Annotated in this window: 16 protein-coding genes; 8 read left to right on the top strand and 8 right to left on the bottom strand. The window is 35.5% G+C overall.

The window, feature by feature from the left end; genetic code table 11:
• Positions 1 to 221 precede the first annotated feature (221 nt).
• Together CWS31_RS07810 and efp are read right to left on the bottom strand one after the other, a co-directional pair.
• Complete coding sequence (locus tag CWS31_RS07810; RefSeq protein WP_101342810.1) at positions 222 to 899, bottom strand: outer membrane beta-barrel protein; 678 nt, start codon at positions 897 to 899, stop codon at positions 222 to 224.
• Between the two features lie 179 nt (positions 900 to 1,078).
• On the bottom strand, positions 1,079 to 1,654 hold the full coding sequence (gene efp, locus CWS31_RS07805) for an elongation factor P (RefSeq protein ID WP_101342809.1): 576 nt from the start codon (positions 1,652 to 1,654) through the stop codon (positions 1,079 to 1,081).
• A gap of 99 nt (positions 1,655 to 1,753) precedes the next feature.
• Between efp and epmB the strand changes: the two genes are divergently transcribed.
• Both epmB and CWS31_RS07795 read left to right on the top strand, forming a co-directional pair.
• Positions 1,754 to 2,794 (top strand): EF-P beta-lysylation protein EpmB, encoded by a 1,041-nt coding sequence (epmB, locus tag CWS31_RS07800; protein WP_101342808.1) that lies wholly within the window; start codon positions 1,754 to 1,756, stop codon positions 2,792 to 2,794.
• A gap of 71 nt (positions 2,795 to 2,865) precedes the next feature.
• Positions 2,866 to 3,171 (top strand): hypothetical protein, encoded by a 306-nt coding sequence (locus CWS31_RS07795; protein ID WP_101342807.1) that lies wholly within the window; start codon positions 2,866 to 2,868, stop codon positions 3,169 to 3,171.
• A 229-nt stretch (positions 3,172 to 3,400) separates the two neighbouring features.
• On the opposite strand, the gene CWS31_RS07790 is transcribed toward CWS31_RS07795, so the two are convergent.
• Together CWS31_RS07790 and CWS31_RS07785 are read right to left on the bottom strand one after the other, a co-directional pair.
• Positions 3,401 to 3,904, bottom strand: a complete 504-nt coding sequence (locus CWS31_RS07790; RefSeq protein WP_101342806.1) for a DUF3016 domain-containing protein — start codon at positions 3,902 to 3,904, stop codon at positions 3,401 to 3,403.
• 142 nt (positions 3,905 to 4,046) lie between these two features.
• Positions 4,047 to 4,613 carry a DUF4136 domain-containing protein gene (locus tag CWS31_RS07785; protein WP_101342805.1) on the bottom strand — a complete coding sequence of 189 codons (567 nt, stop codon included), beginning with the start codon at positions 4,611 to 4,613 and terminating at the stop codon, positions 4,047 to 4,049.
• A gap of 272 nt (positions 4,614 to 4,885) precedes the next feature.
• Here CWS31_RS07785 and CWS31_RS07780 point away from each other — a divergent pair, with 272 nt between their 5' ends.
• The 3 genes from CWS31_RS07780 to CWS31_RS07770 all read left to right on the top strand — a co-directional run bounded on the left by CWS31_RS07780 (position 4,886) and on the right by CWS31_RS07770 (position 8,944).
• Positions 4,886 to 6,604, top strand: a complete 1,719-nt coding sequence (locus tag CWS31_RS07780) for a substrate-binding domain-containing protein (protein WP_246143435.1) — start codon at positions 4,886 to 4,888, stop codon at positions 6,602 to 6,604.
• A 143-nt stretch (positions 6,605 to 6,747) separates the two neighbouring features.
• The gene (locus CWS31_RS07775; protein ID WP_101342804.1) at positions 6,748 to 7,395 is read left to right on the top strand and encodes a hypothetical protein; all 648 of its coding nucleotides are present in this window, start codon (positions 6,748 to 6,750) and stop codon (positions 7,393 to 7,395) included.
• 475 nt (positions 7,396 to 7,870) lie between these two features.
• Entirely contained in the window at positions 7,871 to 8,944 is a 1,074-nt protein-coding gene (locus CWS31_RS07770; protein WP_101342803.1) for an OmpA family protein, read from the top strand.
• A 141-nt stretch (positions 8,945 to 9,085) separates the two neighbouring features.
• Here the strand turns inward: CWS31_RS07770 and CWS31_RS07765 are convergent, their stop codons facing one another.
• A complete protein-coding gene (locus tag CWS31_RS07765) occupies positions 9,086 to 9,670 on the bottom strand; it encodes a YqaA family protein (protein ID WP_101342802.1) in 585 nt (194 codons plus the stop codon).
• A gap of 243 nt (positions 9,671 to 9,913) precedes the next feature.
• Here CWS31_RS07765 and CWS31_RS07760 point away from each other — a divergent pair, with 243 nt between their 5' ends.
• A complete protein-coding gene (locus CWS31_RS07760; RefSeq protein ID WP_101342801.1) occupies positions 9,914 to 10,495 on the top strand; it encodes a porin family protein in 582 nt (193 codons plus the stop codon).
• A gap of 558 nt (positions 10,496 to 11,053) precedes the next feature.
• Here the strand turns inward: CWS31_RS07760 and groL are convergent.
• The 3 genes from groL to CWS31_RS07745 form a co-directional block, all read right to left on the bottom strand.
• Entirely contained in the window at positions 11,054 to 12,703 is a 1,650-nt protein-coding gene (gene groL, locus CWS31_RS07755) for a chaperonin GroEL (protein WP_101342800.1), read from the bottom strand.
• A gap of 191 nt (positions 12,704 to 12,894) precedes the next feature.
• Positions 12,895 to 13,185: a co-chaperone GroES gene (locus tag CWS31_RS07750; RefSeq protein WP_101342799.1), complete on the bottom strand. Its 291-nt coding sequence runs from the start codon at positions 13,183 to 13,185 to the stop codon at positions 12,895 to 12,897.
• Positions 13,186 to 13,394: 209 nt separating this feature from the next.
• Positions 13,395 to 13,910 carry an FxsA family protein gene (locus CWS31_RS07745; protein WP_101342798.1) on the bottom strand — a complete coding sequence of 172 codons (516 nt, stop codon included), beginning with the start codon at positions 13,908 to 13,910 and terminating at the stop codon, positions 13,395 to 13,397.
• 186 nt (positions 13,911 to 14,096) lie between these two features.
• Between CWS31_RS07745 and cutA the strand changes: the two genes are divergently transcribed.
• A complete protein-coding gene (cutA, locus tag CWS31_RS07740; RefSeq protein WP_101342797.1) occupies positions 14,097 to 14,408 on the top strand; it encodes a divalent-cation tolerance protein CutA in 312 nt (103 codons plus the stop codon).
• A gap of 5 nt (positions 14,409 to 14,413) precedes the next feature.
• Positions 14,414 to 16,252: a protein-disulfide reductase DsbD gene (locus CWS31_RS07735; RefSeq protein ID WP_101342796.1), complete on the top strand. Its 1,839-nt coding sequence runs from the start codon at positions 14,414 to 14,416 to the stop codon at positions 16,250 to 16,252.
• Positions 16,253 to 16,403 lie beyond the last annotated feature (151 nt).

Below are 16,403 nucleotides of genomic sequence, written 5' to 3'. Positions count from 1 at the left end.
ATGAAAAATAGAAAATAAGCAAAGTTACAGAATAAAAGGGGAAAATATTAACAATTGCTAGCAAAGTTAACTAACGCTTTAACTAACTAACCCGAGCTGAGGTTTAAGTACAAAAAAAATCCAGCAAACAAATATATTGTTTACTGGATTAATTTAGCAATGAGTTATACCGCTAGCGATATATTCATTTAAATTTGGTTAACGAGCTAAGGTATTACACCTTAGAACATAGAGCCTATTTCTACTTGGAAACCACCTAAACTTGCTGTATCTGAGTGTTTTAAATCAACCCAAGATTGCTTATAGCTTGCGCGGAAAAATAAGTAGTTAGGTAATTCATAACGAACACCTACCGCAACATTATACGAAAAAGCAGTATCGTCATAAGTTGACTGGTAACCGTTACAGATATAACCCCACCAAGGATCATACCAACAAACACTGCTTGGAGGACCATCTGCAATATTACTATCCATGTAACTCCAACCTGCACCCGCTTGAACGTAAGGAGTAAAAGCTGACGTTAATACGTTATACACAACATTAAATTGGCTATCGTATTTATCTAAAACTTGACTAACAGGAACATCAAGTCCGCTATCCGTTGTTATAGTTGTATTATAACTTGGTGTTGATGCTGAAAAATCGTAATTCAATAAGATATGTTGGTTTAGGTTATAACCTAAAGTAAAACCCCACCCCCAACCACTATTTAAATCAGTAGTAGCGCCGCCATCTGTATTAACACTCGCATCAAGATCGTAATTTACTTTAAAAGTAGACTCCCATCTTTCACCACGATGTGAGTAATTAGCAAGCGCGTCTGTGCTTATAGTACTTGCTAATAAGCCAACTACACTGCCAATCATCATCATTTTTGACATATTCTTGAAAATCATAATTACTCCTTTATTATTAAATTTTACTCACATCAATATTACAAACTAACTGAACGTTTTGCCTAAGCTAACATTTATCATTTAAGTCATGATATTGATAATATTTTTTATTTAAATGTTTACTTATTTTTTTAAATTAAGTTATTTAAATTTGGTTATAACATCTTATTATTACAATTTTATAGCGCTTTAGTGGCTCTAGAAACATACTCTCCTGAGCGCGTATCAATCCGTACTTTCTCACCAATTTGTACAAACAACGGTACACGAACAACAGCGCCAGTGGCTAACGTTGCTGGTTTTCCGCCTGTTCCTGCAGTATCACCTTTTAAACCTGGATCGGTTTCAGTGATATCTATTTCAACAAAATTTGGTGGTGTTACTGAAATTGGCGTGCCATTCCATAAGGTAATAGTACTAATATCACCTTCTACTAACCAATGAATTGTGTCTGCAACGGCTTTATCGTCTGCTGCAATTTGCTCAAATGTTTCGTTATTCATGAAATGCCAAAATTCACCATCAGAATAAAGGTAAGCCAATTCAACATCTAACACATCTGCGCCTTCAACACTTTCACCAGATTTAAATGTTTTTTCTAACACTTTGCCAGATACTAACTTACGAATTTTAACACGACTAAATGCTTGCCCTTTTCCTGGCTTAACCAATTCATTTTCAAGAATATTACAAGGTTCGCCATCAAGCATGATTTTAAGTCCAGCTTTGAACTGGTTGGTACTGAAATTAGCCATTATATGATTGCTCTTTTATTAATTACTTTATTGATTTATTTGATCTCATTTAGCCTATAAACGTTATAATGTTTACAGGCATTAGCAAGAGATACTCAATTGAAACTAGATTTAGCGCAGATAATACCCCAATTTTCCCCTGATGTGCATCTTTGTGATGAAAAATTATGGCAAAAATCACTACGTGAGGTGGTTACCGACCCTGAACAGCTATTAAAGTTGGTAAATATTTCGCCCCATGAATATTTAACGCACTTTAAAGCACGTAAATTATTTCCGGTGCGTGTACCTATTTCATTCATTAATCGCATGAAAAAAGGTGATTTTGACGATCCCTTGTTAAAACAGGTTATGCCATTGTCTGATGAGTTTTTAATATCAGACGGCTATTTTACTGATCCATTAGATGAGCACGATACGGTTGCCGAAGGTTTATTACATAAATATAAAAACCGTGTATTAATGATTGTAAAAGCAGGTTGTGCGATAAATTGTCGTTACTGTTTTCGTCGTCATTTTCCTTATCAAGATAACAGCCCCAGCAAACAACGATGGCAAGAGGCTCTTGATTATATCGCTGAGCATCCAGAAATTAATGAAGTTATTTTTAGTGGTGGCGACCCTTTAATGGCTAACGACGATCATTTAGCTTGGCTTATTGTGCAGGTTGAAAATATCCCCCATATTACGCGCTTACGTATTCATAGCCGCCTACCTGTGGTTATCCCAACTAGAGTCACCAAAAAGTTGGTAAGCTTGTTAAAAAATACACGCTTAAAAGCAGTAGTAGTTTTGCATATCAATCATCCTAACGAAATTAATGATGAGTTAGTGCAAGCACTTGAGCCGCTACGCAGTGCACGTATTCCGTTATTTAATCAAAGCGTATTGTTACGTGGCATAAATGATAATGCCAATGTGTTAACCCAGTTAAGTGAAGCTTTATTTGATGCTGGTATTCAGCCTTATTATTTACATCTTTTTGATGCGGTACAGGGCGCGGCACATTTTGATGTAACCGAAGCAAATGCTATTACTATAGTGAAAGAGATGATGGCCAGTTTACCAGGTTTTTTAATGCCTAAATTAGTACGAGAAATTTCAGGACAAGCTAACAAAACACCAATCAATCTGGCATAATTAGCGCACATTATTAACAGTAGTAATAATTAACAACCACTTTAACAGTAATAAAAACAGTAGAATAATTTATGACTAAAGCTATCGAACAACAATTGATTGAAAACATTTCAGTAATATTAAAGAAATCATTAACTGCCGACGCTACATTAGCTGATTTACGTGAGCAAAAAAAAGCAGGTTTTAAAGCTATTTTTACCGCAGATTCAGTATTTACTAGTTCAGCTGATACCTTTCAACCTTATGTTGAAGAAGTAGCCGATGATCTTTTACAATGGCAAACCTCAAAAGATCAAACGCAACTAATTAATTTGGTGAAAAAAATAGAACAGCTTTACACTGTATTAGCGAACTTTGAACAAAGTTATACGCATTAAATTCAGCGGTGAATTCAGCAGTAAATAACTTTTTTATAGGGTAGTTTACTCGGTAGCGAGTAAAATAACCTAAGTTCGGGTTAGTTAACCAAAACTTAAATAAGTTAAACTGAGTTGAGTTAATACAATTATCTATTTAAACAAACAATTATTAGGTATAAAAAAAGTCACCTAAGTGACTTTTAAACGCTACCCCAAAACACTTTTAATAGTAATGCTTCAAGTTAACCTAGTTTTTAATAATAAGTGTTTGAAAAGTGCCTTCAAACCAATCATCTAGCATTTTCTTTTCATAACCTACCATGTCATTGCGGTATTTTAAGCGGCTATTAGTCATAAAACTCATATCTTGAGCTTGTACTTCATCGGTTTGAACTACTGAGCCATCGGCATTCTCCAGCACATACGAAAAAGTCATACGTGGCGGGTAAATCTCTTTTATTACTCTGATATCATTTATACTAGCAACACGGGTATCGCCCGCTAAGTCGACATCAGTAACGTCTATTTTTAACGTTTGACCTTCTGGTAATGTTGCCGCTAATTTAGCAAAATGTTCCTCAAGATTATGGAAAACACTTTCTCTAAAGGAGGAGCGATTACCATTTCCCGGGTTAATATCACGATAATCTTTATAATCTGTCCAGGTTACTTCACTACTTGCTGCAAAAGCATTAGATACAAATAACAAACTACTGGTTAGTAACGAAATCATTAAAATAATTTTTTTCATGCTTTATTCCTCAAATTAATTATTTAAGTTAGCGTTCAACTTAAATTCATCATTAGTAAAACAGAAAACAGTAACCAATACTGTGAACATTTGTAACCTTTGATTATAGGACTACAATTTTACAAATTAACTGTTAAATTAGTTAATTAGTTATATAAAACTGGTTTAATACGCGCTTTACTATCGCTGCTGCGCGATTTGTTCTTTCTGAAGCATCTACATCTTCATGAACGAAACCTTGTGCGGCTCCGCGCCATACTTTTTTACCTGAGCGCGCATCTTCTATATAAATTAAAAAGCTGCCCCGTTTCATTTTATCATTTGCAGGTAAGCCCGGTGAAATACCTATTTCATTACTTAATTCTTTGTCTGATAAATCACTAGCTAAAGCAATTTCAAAACCAACGTGAAAGTCGGCGGCTTTCGCATCAGATATATTAATAAACCCGTTACCGCTTAAGTCAGACACAATAGCATCAGCATAGGTTTTATAAATACTTTGCATTTGCGATGCTTTTAACGAGGTTTCTTTTACATATTTGGGCGATAATGAAAATCGACTACCTTGTGGGTATGAGATAGGAATGTCACGTACACTTGAAATAGCTAATTTGTTTTTATTAACCTGCGGCTCTTGCGGTACCGTTACACAAGCACTAATAAGTAAACTACTAATCAGCGCCACAGCTGTACTAAATTTCATCTTCATTGTTCAATCCTTTAATATGTAATACCTTAGTAATACTGACTTAATTATCTAATTAAGTATATAAATACATTCAATTAAATTCTGCAACATTATGTAATTTTTTTCTGTATTTCTCGCCTAATGTGCCGTTATTAGTAGTATTAAATCGCTGCCTTTATTTATTTAAACTAATTTTATAATAAATGTACGGTAAAACCCTCGAAGTTTGTCATCAAATTGAAATATTAAGTCATTAAGCTAACGCAAAATTTTTAACCTTGGAGTTAGCCGCAATGGCAAACGCATTTTCAGGATTATGGCAAGCGGATAATCAACCACTTATTACCCAGCTCACGCAATTAGCCAATATAGCTCGAAGCGAATTTGATATTGAAATATCAGTTGATAAAATGTTGAATGATATAAGTTATCGTCAACTCGTCATCAGCGAATTAACCCAACTTTCGCATCACCAAATCACCGAAATTACTACCTGGCTATCAAGTACAGAGACACCAGTTTCAGCAGAGATTATTGCACCTCGAAAGTCACCTTTGCTGCTTATATTTACTGTCATTTTTGCTTTGTTCATTGGCGTCTGTTATTTTTGGTATACTAACCCCATTACCGCTGAACAACCAACTGAGCCAGTTAACTACGCTAAAACACTGACTGAAAATCAAATTTCAGCAAGCCAATTTGCAGCAAAAGCAGCTAAACCTGAACTTTCAAACAATTCATCAATTGTCCCCGTCACACCAGAAATTGAAACCGTATTTCGTTTACATGGTTCAAATACTATTGGTGAAAAATTAGCACCTTTACTACTAGAAGGTTTTTTACAAAAACAAGGTATAAATGATTTTAACTGGACCCGTAACAATCCGTTAGAGCGCGTTTTACACTACCGTATTGACGATAAACATTATGCTATTGAATTAGAGTCTCATGGTTCAAGCACCGCCTTTACAGGGTTGAAAAATAAAACTGCTGATATTGGTATGTCTTCACGCAGAATTAAAGACAGTGAAGTAACAGAATTAGAAAGCATTGCTGGGCATTTAAATAAACTCGGTAATGAGCACATTATTGGTTTAGATGGCTTAGCGGTTATTGTTAACCAAAATAATGCGGTGAAACAACTATCAAGCATAACCTTAGCAAAAATATTTTCAGGTGAAATCAATAATTGGTCACAAATTGGCGGTGCAGATTTACCCATTGTATTATATGCTCGCGATGAACACTCAGGTACATGGGACACTTTCAAAAATTTAGTTTTGAAAAAACACGATAAAAAATTATCAGCTCAAGCTAACCGCTTTGAGTCCAGTTCAAAACTTTCTACCTTGGTATCACAAAATGAAGCCGCTATTGGTTTTATAGGCCTCAACTACGTGTTGCACAATAAAGCTATCGCCATTTCAGAAAGCCAAGGAACCAGTGCAATTTTTCCTACTCGCTTTACTGTGGGCACAGAAGATTATGCTCTTGCAAGGCGCTTATATTTCTATACTCCAACATCTGCTTCTAATGTAGTAAAAGATTTTGCTCAATTTGCCTTATCTACTGAAGGGCAAGAGGTAGTGTCTGATGCAGGTCTTATTTCGCAAAACATCAAACTCGAGCAAGTTTATCCTTTAGAAACTGCGCCGGAGAAGTATCAATATTATGCTAAAACAGCACAACGTCTTTCTTTAAATTTTAGATTTGATTACGCAACTAAAGATTTAGATAACAAAGGAAAACGTGATTTATTGCGCTTAGTAGAGTTTATGGAAGAACACCAAAGCCGTAGAATAGTGCTTATGGGCTTTTCTGACAGTATTGGCGCCGTAAGCAAAAATACTAATTTATCATTGAGTAGAGCAAAGTCTGTTGAACTTGCTCTTACCGCTCGTGGTATTCCCGTACTTGCTGTAGAAGGCATGGGAGAAGCATTACCTATTGCCAATAACGATACTGAAGATGGTAGAAAACGTAATCGACGCGTAGAAGTTTGGATACTTTAAGGTTGCGATAAATTAAGCGTTCTCTCCTAATTAAGCCCTGTACAAAATAAACAGGGCTTTTCACTTTAATCAAACTGTAATATTAACGCGGTATCATAATGTGAATTAACGTCTATTATTAGCTTTATTAAAGAGAAAACACCATGTTTACTTTGTTGTCTAACCCAAAACAAATACATTTGTTATGTAACGACTTTTCAAACCAAGAAGTTGATACGCTTTGTAATAACATGGCACTAATCGTTACCGCATTAAGTCTAGATGTAAATCAATTATTAGATAACCGTCGTACTCATAATGCTTTAATTACACAAGCCGAAAATATTAAAGTAGACGTTAGTGAAGATGAACTGTACCAAATGGGGTTAGCAAAAATACTGAGCAATCACGATTATTTAGTTCAAGCAATTAATACCTTATGTTTAACTGAAGCGATAATAGTACGCGATAATTTCAGTAATTGTATTGAAACACTAAGCCTGTCAAACTTAAAAACTAACACCTTAACTAGCGCTTCAACTAACACTGATAACAACAAGCAACTTCAGCATACTATATTTTCTAAGATTGAAGATAACCCAGTACCTAAATCTGTAAGCAAGATTAAAAGTTCAATTGAAAATAGCGCTGAAAACGCATCAAATAGTAATGTTTCGTCAATTCACCTAGCTCAAATAAAGCAACGATTAGCCAATGCAGCATTAGAGTCTGAGCACAAAAAAGAGCAAGTTAAAAATAAGTTAAATGGCTTACTTGCTACTGCAACTAGCATAACAAGTAAACATGCTTAAGCTTAAAAAGTACGTTAACGATTGATACTCTCCCACAGCGTTACCATAAAGTTCCAACGCTTATTTAACCTAGTTTAATTAATTGTAACATTCAGAAACAATCTATTAGCCTTTTAACAGCATAATTGTTTAAAAAGCACATTCACTAAATACTAAAGTTTGTTACAATTTCAGTACACTTTTAATTGAGTTAAAGGCGTTTTTAAAAATGCATCTTTTACTCATTTAATTAGTTTTATCTATTTGATTACGATAAGTTGTTGATCTTGTTCTGCGCAAGGAAATAGCGAAAACAAGGCCTTAGTTGGCAATAATAGTCATTGTGATTGAAAATAAAATTCACATACTACTATAAGTGGTGCAACTGAGTAATAATTTAAAATAATTTGGTAGAACTATAAATTTTGTAACTGCGTTTATTTGCAGGTGCAGCACATATAAAACACATATTACATTTTGCTTATAAGGATAATAAATGAAAATTTTTAAAATTACGCTACTTGCTGCTTTGATAAGCGCTCCACTATCAGCCGCTGAAATTGACAAAACATGGGAGTTAGGTGTTTTTGGTGACTATATCAAGTCAGCCACAGGTAAAGAAACATCTACTGAATGGCAAGGTATCGAAGCAGGTAAAGGCTTAGGTATTGACCTACAGATGATTATTAGTGAAGACTGGCGAGCGCGTATTGAATTAGCTAAAACACGTTACGAGATTAATAATGGCAATGATACTGATTACGGCACACGCTATGGTATTGATGCTATTTATAAAGTTGATAAAAGTGATTTTTATGTTTTCGCAGGTGTAAAACGTTTTGATAATACAAGAGATTATACTGCTGTAAACTTAGGTGCTGGTTATGACGTTAACTTAAGCGAACGCTTTACTTTATATGGTGAAGCTGCTGCTTATCGCGATGTAACTTACGGTGAAACTGATACAGGCTTTAAACTTGGTTTAAAATATGCTTTTGGTGATGTTAAAAAAGCACCTGTAGCAACTAAACCGGCAACGCCAGAACCTGCTCCTGTAGCAAAAGCAGCACCTGTAGTAGCTGCAACCGCAGCAGTTAACGATAAAGATAACGATGGCGTAGTTGATGCACAAGACAATTGTAATGACACTGCAGCTAACGTAAAAGTTGACTCTAAAGGTTGTACTTTATATTCAGAAGAAACTGCAGAAATTAACCTAAACGTTGCTTTTGCTAATAATAGTTCAGTGATCACACTAGCAATGATGAGCGATATTCAACGTTTAGCTGACTTCATGATGACTTACCAAGATACTAATGTGGTGATTGAAGGTCATAGCTCTGCTCAAGGTAACGATCAATACAACCTAACATTATCTCAAAAACGTGCTGATGCAATTAAAAATACCTTAATCAGTAAATATGGTATTTCAGCCAATCGCTTAACTGCTATTGGGTATGGTGAAACAAAGTTACTTTCTACCGGTAATAGCAGTGCAGATCACAAACAAAACCGCCGAGTTATTGCTGTAATTGAAACTGAAGTTATAAAACCAGTAATTAAAAACTAATACTATAAGATCTGTTGATACTAGTTAGTTTTTAAATGAAAAAAGGGGAAGTAATCTATACTTCCTCTTTTTTAAAATACCAAATACAGGCTCTTCCCCCCTGCCTTTTCCTAAATATCTAGTTATATTTAATTGTTTAATCTATATAAATGTACTTAATCCCCATATAGCGAGTATTAGCATAGTCATAACTATCATTGCTTTGGTTTTATGTTTATTAATAATACGTTCCGCTTGATTACCAGCATAATATACAACAATTGCCAAACCAAAATAACGAATAGCTCGTGAAATAGCAGAGGCAATTAAAAATAGAGTTAGAGAAAATTTAGTCGCCCCCGCAGCAAGCATTGCAATTTGAAAAGGGATAGGAATAATCCCTAAAGTAATGACAAACCAAAAACCTTGCTCTTGCATCTTGTGTTCAATTGTTGAAAATTGCTCAGGGCTTGAAAGAGTATTAATTATCCAATCACCAACCACATCAAACAAGTAATAACCAAGCGCATAACCAAATAATGCACCGAGAATACAACCTAAGGTTGCCATTAGTGCGATAAGCCATATTTTATCTCTGCGGGCCTGCATTAACGGAATTAGTATCGCCTCCAATGGAATAGGCACAATAGTCGATTCTAAAAATGAAGCCGTAGTAATACTGCTTAGCATATACCTCGATTCAATGAACTGACGTACTCGCTGTTTTATTTTTTTTAAAATTTTCATTTAATACTCTTTATCAAATATGAAGTAAGCACAGTACAAAATGTAAACAGCATGTAAATTTTTCACGGTTGATTATATTATTTTCATTATAGTTATAAACTGAATAGCAACAAAATACGCAACCAACTGATTATTAACAACTTAATAGTTGGCATGCTGCTTGTATATTAAGATATAACTGAATAATAACATTCAGTATAAAAAATGATAACCAATTAATGATCAACAATAATGGAGTATGCTATGAAAAAGACAATATTATTAGGTTCACTTATTAGCGCTAGCCTTCTAACTTACAGTGTTCAAGCTAAAGCTGAAGATGCTGCAGTTGATACCAGTGGCATATACGTTGGCGCAAGTTACGGGTATTTACGTGTAGAGGGTGACGATGATTTTGACGAAGACAAATCGGCATACCAAATATTCACTGGGTATGGGTTCAATAAATATATAGCCGTTGAAGGTAGTTTTATTGATTTTGGCGAGTACGGTAACGATTTAGCTAATGCTGACACAGACGGTTATACACTTGGTTTAAAATTAGGTTTACCTGTAACAGATAATATAAGTCTTTATGTACGTGGCGGCCAATTATGGTACGAAACAAATTATTCAGTTGTGGGTGTTAACGACAGCACTTCTGACGAAGGTTTATTCGCAGGTATTGGGGCTAGTTATCATCTCAATGAGGATTGGACAATCAAAGTCGATTATACCGTTTATGATAGTGACTTAGATGTAAGTAGTGCTAGCGATGATATTGACAATGCTGACTTTTCAACTGATTTAAAATTTGCTGCAGTAGGTGTTGAATACCGTTTTTAATCCTACATTTACTTTATAAGTATCTTTCTATAAGTGCTTATTTCAAAAAAACAATTAAGATAATTCTCCCCCTTGTTTATCTTAATAATATTTTCACGGTTACAATGCTAAAAGTATTGTAACCGTGTTTTTTATTATAAGAGCATAAAAACAAAAAGCTCACCGAAGTGAGCTTTTTAATGAACAGCAATAAGTGTTTAATGCGTTATGCGTAGGATAAAACGTTTAGTACAAGGCGCTTTATTACGACGTTTAGTGTTTCTTAAACGAGTAACAAAAAGCTCACCGAAGTGAGCTTTTTAATGAACAGCAATAAGTGTTTAATGCGTTATGCGTAGGATAAAACGTTTAGTACAAGGCGCTTTATTACGACGTTTAGTGTTTCTTAAACGAGTAACAAAAAGCTCACCGAAGTGAGCTTTTTAATGAACAGCAATAAGTGTTTAATGCGTTATGCGTAGGATAAAACGTTTAGTACAAGGCGCTTTATTACGACGTTTAGTGTTTCTTAAACGAGTAACAAAGCAACGCTGTAATCAACGTTTTAGACAAGCAAAACTACATCATTCCACCCATTCCGCCCATACCACCCATGCCGCCCATATCAGGCATTGCAGGAGCATCTTTAATTGGAGCGTCAGTAATCATAGCTTCAGTAGTTAACATTAAACCGGCAACAGATGCTGCAAACTGTAATGCTGAACGAGTTACTTTAGTTGGATCTAAAATACCCATTTCAATCATATCGCCGTAAGTACTGTTACCTGCGTTGTAACCGTAGTTACCTGTACCGCCTTTACGTACTTCGTTTAATACTACTGATGGCTCATCTCCACAGTTTGCTACGATTTGACGAAGAGGTGCTTCCATTGCACGAATAGCAACATTAATACCGTGCGTTTGGTCTTCGTTAGCGCCTTGTAAGTCTTTAATTGCATCAGCTGCGCGAATTAACGCTACGCCACCACCTGCAACAACACCTTCTTCAACCGCGGCGCGAGTTGCATGTAATGCATCTTCAACACGGTCTTTTTTCTCTTTCATGGCGATTTCAGTTGCTGCACCGATTTTAATAACAGCTACACCGCCTGCTAATTTAGCTAAACGCTCTTGCAGTTTTTCTTTATCGTAATCTGAAGATGAGTCTTCAATTTGACCGCGAATTTGAGCAACACGTGCTTTAATATCTGCTTCTTCACCTAAACCGTCAATGATTGTGGTGTTGTCTTTAGAAATGATTACACGCTTAGCTTGACCTAAATCTTCTAGTGTCGTTTTTTCTAATTCCATACCAATTTCTTCAGAAATAACAGTTCCTGCGGTTAACGTTGCAACGTCTTGTAACATTGCTTTACGACGATCACCAAAACCAGGTGCTTTAACAGCTGCTACTTTAACAATACCACGCATGTTGTTAACTACTAATGTTGCTAAAGCTTCACCTTCAACATCTTCTGCAATAATTAATAGTGGGCGGCTAGCTTTTGCAACAGCTTCAAGTGTTGTTAATAACTCACGGATACTATTGATTTTTTTATCAACTAACAAAATAAACGGATTATCTAATTCAACCGTGCCATTTTCTTGTTTGTTGATGAAATACGGTGATAAGTAACCGCGGTCAAACTGCATACCTTCAACAACGTCTAGTTCGTCAGTTAAAGCTTGGCCTTCTTCAACAGTAATAACACCTTCTGTACCTACTTTTTCCATTGCTGTAGCAATGATTTTACCAACAGTTTCATCCGAATTAGCTGAAATAGTACCAACTTGTTCAATGGCTTTGTTGTCGGTAACAGGAGTAGATTGGTCTTTTAATGCGGCAACGGCTGCAATAACAGCTTGGTCGATACCACGTTTAAGATCCATTGGGTTCATGCCCGCAGCGATAGATTTTAAACCTTCGTTAACAATAGCTTGTGCTAAAACAGTTGCAGTAGTTGTACCGTCACCGGCTTCGTCATTTGCTTTTGACGCAACTTCTTTAACCATTTGTGCGCCCATGTTTTCAAACTTGTCTTCAAGTTCGATTTCTTTCGCTACAGTTACACCATCTTTAGTGATAGTTGGACCACCAAATGATTTGTCTAAAACTACATTACGACCTTTAGGGCCTAATGTTACTTTTACCGCGTCAGCTAAGATGTTTACGCCTCTAAGCATTTTTGTGCGTGCGTCGTTTCCAAATAATACGTCTTTTGCAGCCATGTTATTTAATTCCTATAATTTTTTAATTTGTCACTGTTCATTAGAACAATAATTTTTAATATCTGCGCTCAGGCATAATTTTTATTATGCGAGTTCGCTCAAGAGCAAAGAAGAAGAACCGAGCTGACGCTAGTCAGTGAGTACTTCTGATGCCGCTATTGAGATGAAATAGCGGCATAAAATTTTTGCGACTATTCTACGATAGCCAAAATATCAGCTTCGCTTAGAATCAATACTTCTTCGCCATCTAACTTCTCAGTTTTAACACCGTAGCCCTCAGAGAAAATGACTAAATCGCCAACTTTAACTTCTAAAGGACGAACGTCACCGTTTTCTAAAATACGACCATTACCAACAGCAATAACTTCAGCGCGAGTAGACTTTTCAGCAGCACTACCCATTAATACGATACCGCCAGCTGATTTTGACTCGACTTCTTTACGTTTTACAATTACACGATCATGTAGTGGACGAATGCTCATTAATTCTCTCCTGAGATTACTTATTTATTGATAAATTATTTAGTACGTAAATTTTGTATATTAATTTAGTACATTGTTGTTGAGAAAATAACTGATACTAATTATTAGTAACCGGTTATTGTTGGTATAGAAATGGGGATTAAATAAAGCTTAACAAGTCTGCTGTGTGAAAAAATTAAGCCTTATTTACTATTGTTTATACGCAGATATTAATCTTTACGTTTAAACTCACCTTCTAAGGTTTCACCTTGGTGGTGAGACAAGGGTTTATTGGTATCTTTTGTAGACGAAAAAGGCTCTTCACTGTTTTCATGTTGGTAAACATTACCAGATGCGCCATGTTGAAATGAAGCACTTCCTGCCATTTGATTTACTTTAATATGTTTTTGCACTTGCTTAGCAATGCCTGCGCGCACGCTAGGTATAAGTAAAGATAAACCTAAAATGTCAGTAACAAAACCAGGAGTGACTAATAAAACGCCCGACACTAATAACATTAAGCCGGTAACAATTTCACCTGAAGGCATTTCGCCTTGTGCCATTTTTGTTTGCACCGACTGTAATGTTGCTATACCTTGTTGACGCACAAATTTAGCACCTAACCAAGCACTGAGAATTACAATAGCTACTGTAGGCCATACGCCAATCAACTCCCCTACATGTATAATTACAGTGATTTCGATAATTGGAATGATGATAAAAAGTACAAATAATAATTGAAACATAATGATCCTTTAATTTATATGAAACTTATATTGGGTTAAACAGGTCTTTTTCAAGGGCGGTAAATTAGTATCATAGCTATTTTAGTGTTAGCTTTAAGTTTTTATTAAGACGGCTTTTGAATAATAGTATTCTTGATGAATACACAAGGTATACTATCAAAACAGCCAAGCAATTAGGTAACCAATTTGTATCAATTAGTATTAACAACTTGTCCAAGTGAAGATATTGCAAAGCACATTGCTACAATATTAGTAACCGAAAAACTAGCGGCTTGTGTCAATATAATTCCTAATATAACCTCGGTATATTCTTGGCAAGATGAATTGCACTGTGACAATGAAGTCCAACTATTAATAAAAACTAATGAAAAAGCTTTCGCTAAATTAAATGAGCGAATTAACCAATTACATCCATATGATGTAGCGGAAGTTATTGCCTTGAATATCCAGCAAGGTGATGAACATTATTTAAACTGGATCACTAATTCTTTGAAGTAGCCTAAATGAAAAATTTTATTATTCTATGCTTGTTAATATTTTCCGCGTTTACGTTTCAATCGGTTTTAGCGCAAGAAAAAACATCATTATTTGATGTTTCTAATAACAGCTTATTTAGTAATGATGACGAGTTTTTAAAAGTAGACCAAGCATTCAGTTTTAATTTCCATCAACAAGATGATCAATTATCGATTAGCTTTGATATTGCCCCTGGATATTATCTTTACCGTCATCAATTCAAATTTAAAGGTAATAATGCCAGCTTTTCTTCAGTGAAGTTACCAGAAGGAATAGATCATGAAGATGAATTTTTTGGCGTACAAAAGATATTTACAGAGCAATTAATTTTCACTATAGACCTTGAAAAGGTTTCAAATGATGGCAGTATCAAAATAACTTACCAAGGTTGTGCAGAGAAAGGTCTTTGTTATGCACCCAAAAGCCAAACAGTTCTATTAAGCCAATTTACAACAACTAATACTGATAGAGATGAAGCGCTTTTAGGCAATCAAATCAGCGGTGAAGTATATAATAGTTTGCAGGCTGGGCAGCAAAGTGAACAACACCAATTATCAGACATGCTCAAGCAAGACAGTTTATGGTTAACGCTTGTTGCTTTTTTTGTCGGTGGTTTGTTGTTATCTTTTACCCCTTGTGTTTTTCCTATGTACCCTATCTTAACAGGTATTATTGTCGGTCAAGGAAAACAGTTAACAACGAAAAAAGCATTCACTCTTTCTTTTTTCTATGTACAAGGTATGGCGGTAACTTACACGCTTTTAGGTGTGGTTGTGGCTTTAGCAGGAGCTAAGTTCCAAGCTATTTTTCAGCACCCCATTGTATTAATAGGCTTGAGTGTTTTATTTATTTTTCTCGCACTTTCTATGTTTGGACTTTTTAATTTAGCTCTACCAGCAAGCTGGCAAAACAAACTCAACGCCATGAGCAATAAGCAAAAAGGTGGGTCAATTACTGGTGTATTAATTATGGGCGTTATTTCAGGCTTAGTTGCTTCGCCTTGTACTACAGCGCCGTTAACAGGTGCGTTATTGTATATTTCACAAACTGGTGATGTTGTACTGGGTGCATCAGCATTATACGCTTTAAGCTTAGGGATGGGACTACCATTATTAATACTTGGCAGCTCGGGTGGCAAGTTATTACCTAAAGCTGGCGCCTGGATGAATATTATTAAAAATATCTTCGGCTTATTATTACTTGCCGTACCAATATTTTTACTTGAACGCTTGATCCCAGAAATGGTTAGTCAAGCCTTATGGGCATTATTAATACTAGCAAGTGCAAGCTACTTTTATGTGGCTAATCAAAACCATGCCTTAGTGAAAAATTCAGGACAAGAAAGAGGGTTTGCTTATGGTTTACGTTCCTTAATTATCTTTTTAATGTTATTTTTCGGTGCCAACCTAGCGTATCAAGTTGTATTTCCAAACAGTAATGCGGCAGTAACAAGTGCTCAGCACCCCAGCTTTACAATGATTGAGACCGTATCAGAGCTTGATGCTGCAGTCTCTACGGCCAATCAACAAGGCAAAACTGTAATGGTAGATTTATATGCCGATTGGTGTATTGCTTGTAAAGAGTTTGAAAAGTACACCTTTGTTGATGCTCAGGTACAACAATCATTAAGTAATACCGTTTGGATTCAGGTTGATATGACCGACTTTGATTCAGCCAACAATGCTGAGTTTGTAGAACGCTTTAACGTGTTAGGTTTGCCATCTATTTTGTTTTTTGATTTACAAGGCAATGAATTAACTCAGCAACGAACCACTGGTTTTATGAATGCTGCAGAATTTAATGCTCACGTTCAATCAATCTTTTAGATAAGTAACCTGGGTTCGGGTTAAGTAAAGTCACACAACAAAGCAGATTTACATTGCACTGATTCTTTTTGATTTAATCAGTGCACTAAATACTATTTAACCTGAGTTCGGGATAAGCAAAATGCTACAACAGCCTTAATTATCCGTATTA

Source organism: Colwellia echini (genome assembly GCF_002843355.2).
Classification (GTDB): domain Bacteria; phylum Pseudomonadota; class Gammaproteobacteria; order Enterobacterales; family Alteromonadaceae; genus Colwellia; species Colwellia echini.
The sequence above is the reverse complement of the archived record's forward strand: the minus strand, read 5'-3'. Positions and strand labels throughout refer to the sequence as shown.